At 64.9% G+C, this 3,858-nt stretch carries 2 protein-coding genes and 2 pseudogenes; 3 read left to right on the top strand and 1 reads right to left on the bottom strand.

Features of this window, described 5'->3' with window-relative positions; translation table 11 throughout:
* A partial coding sequence (locus tag Q8W71_RS33060; RefSeq protein WP_305529333.1) for a transposase occupies positions 1-401 on the top strand: 401 nt, incomplete at its 5' end.
* Positions 402-1,439 (top strand): annotated as a pseudogene (locus tag Q8W71_RS32560) (IS256 family transposase); the annotation flags it as partial.
* Positions 1,440-2,213: 774 nt separating this feature from the next.
* Here Q8W71_RS32560 and Q8W71_RS32555 read toward each other — a convergent pair.
* Complete coding sequence (locus Q8W71_RS32555; RefSeq protein WP_305529447.1) at positions 2,214-2,507, bottom strand: hypothetical protein; 294 nt, start codon at positions 2,505-2,507, stop codon at positions 2,214-2,216.
* A gap of 155 nt (positions 2,508-2,662) precedes the next feature.
* Here Q8W71_RS32555 and Q8W71_RS32550 point away from each other — a divergent pair.
* Positions 2,663-3,795: pseudogene (locus Q8W71_RS32550) on the top strand (IS3 family transposase).
* Positions 3,796-3,858 lie beyond the last annotated feature (63 nt).

Raw genomic sequence — 3,858 nt, 5'->3', positions numbered from 1 at the left:
CGCCTCCTTGGAAACCGCCGGGGACGCGACGCATCGCCCGGCTCCTGCAGGGTGGTGTCGGCGCGGGCGAGGGTGAGGATGGCGTGTTCATCGAGCGGCTGCGGCGTCAGGCACCAGGCTTGGTCGGCGCAGCCGATCTGGCGGCCCGGCTGGCGGCCATGCTGCGCGGGCAGTCCACGGAGGCCGTCGAGGATTGGCTGCGTGCGGCGCGGTCAAGCGCGCTGAAGCGCTTCGCCGCCAGCTTGCAGCGCGACGCCGCCGGCATCACGAACGCCATCGCGCTGCCGTGGTCGACCGGCCCGGCGGAGGGCCACATCAGTCGCCTGAAGATGATCAAGCGCAGCATGTACGGACGCGCCGGCTTCGAGTTGCTACGGCAGCGCGTCCTCTGCGCTGTCTGACCCGCCACGCGGGTGCGCGTCCGGGATCGCGGTGCGACGGGGGGCGAGGACCGGGTCCGGTTCGCCTCGACGATCCTGCCGAAGTGGGCGCGGCGCACCCGCAGCCTCGATGCGTTGCTGCCGGTGCTGTACCTACGCGGCGTGTCGACGGGCGACTTCCAGGAAGCGCTGTCAGCGTTGCTGGGTCGTGACGCCCCGAACCTCTCGCCCGCGGTCGTGACGCGGCTGACGGCGACCTGGGCGGACGAGTACGCCCGCTGGCAGGGTCGCGATCTCTCGGCGCGCCGCTACGTCTACGTCTGGGCGGACGGGGTCTACCTGCAGGCGCGGATGGAGGATCAGGCCGAGTGCATGCTGGTGCTGATCGGGGCTACGCCGGAGGGGCGGAAGGAGCTCGTCGGCTTCCAGGTGGGGGTGCGCGAGAGCGCCCAGAGCTGGCGCGAGTTGCTCGTCGACGTGAAGCGGCGCGGCTTGGCCATCGCGCCGGAGATCGCGGTGGGCGACGGCGCGCTCGGCTTCTGGAAGGCGCTCGACGAGGTCTGGCCCGGCACGCGCCATCAGCGCTGCTGGGTCCACAAGACCGCCAACGTCCTGAACAAGGTGCCCAAGTCCGTTCAGCCGACGATGAGGGCGGACCTGCGCGAGATCCACGCCGCGCCCACCCGCGCGGTTGCCGAGGCGGCGCTGGCCGCCTTCGTCGAGAAGTACGGGGCCAAGTACCCCCGCGCCGCCGATTGCCTGACCAAGGATCGGGAGGCGTTGCTGGCCTTCTTCGACTTCCCCGCCGAGCACTGGGACCACCTTTGGACGACGATCCCGATCGAGAGCGTGTTCGCGACCGTCCGGCACCGCACGGTGCGGACCAAGGGCGCGCTCTCCCCTACGACCGCCAAGCTGATGGTATTCAAGCTCGTGATGGCGGCCTCGAAGACGTGGCGGCGCCTGAAGGGCGAAAACCAGTTGCCGAAGGTCGTGGCCGGCGTCATCTTCCGCGACGGGACCGAGGTCATCGCGTGCCCAGATCACCGCGCCGCCTGATCGCCCTCGTCACCCAAATCCACGCATAGCTCGGACATGACCCTTGGCGGTCTAATAGTTTAGCGGGGCAAAAGGCTGCCTGTGTCGAGAAAATATCGACAGGATAAGCCGGATCAGTGCAGCCGCAGTGCCTCCAGCGCCTCGCGCACCAGGGCGAGCGGAAGGGGTAAGTGTAGCCATACATCGAGCGATGCCGAGCGTACCAGACCGCCACCAGTTCCGGCTTTTGGCTGAGCGCAATCGGCTCTATGCAGGGGGCGCCGCCTGCGCAGCTTGGATCAGCGTGACTGATAGCGGGCCAGCCTGCCCCCCGCTTAATTCGCGCTTGGTGCCGGTGACTGCACGTGGCATGGTCGGGAATGCCCTTGCCCCTTCATCCTTTCGCCGTAGACGTGAAGCGGTCCCGCTCCGGCAACGATCGCTTCACATGGACAATCAGGCGGGCAGGCATAGTCCACGACCGATCCGTCCTCGACTATGAAAGCTTTGAGGAAGCCAGGGTCGCTTTGAAGGCGGCGTTGACTAGGGTGGTAACTGCATGGGAGGCCGCGCGGTGAGCGAACTCGCCTACACCGGCTTTTCGCTTCACGCGGGATCAGCCCAACGCTCACGCCGCACGGGATGCGGCGATCAAAGCCCTTTTGGTGATTGCGCAAGATTACATCGCGGACGCTCAGAGTCTCGGCGTGGCCTTGCTGAGTCGGCATGACAACGACCGTGTGCTATTCACATTCCCGAAACAACTACTGTCGGGCGGGCGCACCCGGGCAGGCTTTACTTCCGCGAACCCTCTTCCTCGGCCCATAAATCCGCCACGGCAGATATAGCGGTTTCCAACTCGGCGATTTGCCGGATTACACTATGTGGAGTATATTTTTCGTTTTTTGCCGCGGCCATAATAAGATTGCGCTGGCGTGAAGTGAGCTGGTTAAAAAGATTTTCGAGTTTATCCGACATGGCCACATTGGATCGGCGCACAGATGTGCTGATGATCCGAAATGGTATCACATTCTGATTTTCCGGAGCGGGGGGCGCGTCCAGGTCGACGGACGGAGGAATGCGCTTCATCTACAAGCCTGCTGAATACAGGCCAGCGCACCCGTCGCTCAGTCACCGGGGCCTGGGGCTATCCATCCGGCGATAGACTCAGCCATCGCACGGATCACCCTCGGGGCATAGGGCAATCTGACGGCGGCCAGGATGGCTGCGGATCAGGAGCGACGATGAGCAAGCGTACCCGTCGGAACCACGCCCCGGCCTTCAAGGCGAAGGTGGCTTTGGCCGCCCTGCGCGGCGAGAAGACCCTGGCCGAGTTGGCTCAGCAGTTCGATGTGCATCCCAATCAGATCACGGCCTGGAAAGCTCAGCTTCTCGAAGGGGCAGCCGGGGTGTTCGGAGCCGCGGCCCGGCCGGAGGCAACCCCGGCCATCGACGTGAAGACGCTGCACGCCAAGATCGGCGAGTTGACGCTGACCAACGATTTTTTGTCCGGCGCGCTCGGCAAGGCCGGTCTGCTGAGCGCAAAGCGATGATCGATCGCGAGCACAATCTTCCCATCGCCAAACAGGCCAAGGCGCTCGGGATCAGCCGGGGCAGCGTGTACTACCTGCCGCGTGCGGTCCCGGCGGCCGATCTGGCCGTGATGCGGCGGATGGACGAACTGCATCTCGAACTTCCCTTTGCGGGGAGCCGGATGCTGCGGGATCTCTTGAACAAGGAGGGCATCACGATCGGACGCTGTCATGTCGCGACGCTGATGAAGCGCCTGCGCATCGAGGCGCTCTACCGCAAACCGAACACCTCGAAGCCTGCGCCGGGGCACAAGATCTACCCGTATCTCTTGCGCGGGCTGACCATCGACCGACCTAACCAAGTCTGAGCGATGGATATCACCTACGTTCCGATGGCGCGCGGGTTCGTCTACTTGGCCGTCGTGATCGATTGGTTCAGCCGCAAGGTCCTGTCCTGGCGGGTGTCGATCACGATGGAGGCCGACATCTGCGTCGAGGCCCTGGAGGAAGCGCTCGCCCGGCACGGCAGGCCGGAGATCTTCAACACGGATCAGGGAGCGCAGTTCACCAGCCACGCCTTCACCAGTGTCTTGCTGAAGGCCGGTGTCGCCATCAGCATGGATGGCAAGGGCGCGTGGCGCGACAACATCTTCGTCGAGCGGCTGTGGCGATCGATCAAGTACGAGGAGATCTATCTGCGGGCCTACGACACCGTGAGCACGGCCCGCGCCTCGATCAGCCGGTATCTGACCTTCTACAACGACCGAAGGCCCCATTCGAGCCTTGATCGACGCACCCCCAACCAAGCCTACTTCAACAGGCAGCCGCATCCCGCGGCCGCCTGAACCCGGCAGGACATCCACCTATCCAGGCCCAGGTCGCTGTTCAGACAAACCGAGCCACCTCTC

Source organism: Methylobacterium amylolyticum (genome assembly GCF_030700245.1).
Lineage (GTDB): Bacteria > Pseudomonadota > Alphaproteobacteria > Rhizobiales > Beijerinckiaceae > Methylobacterium.
This window is presented reverse-complemented; position numbering and strand designations above follow the sequence as displayed.

Coding starts and splice junctions, on each gene's coding strand:
- Q8W71_RS32555 (WP_305529447.1), bottom strand. CDS start 2,507: ATGAAGCGCATTCCTCCGTCCGTCGACCTGGACGCGCCCCCCGCTCCG.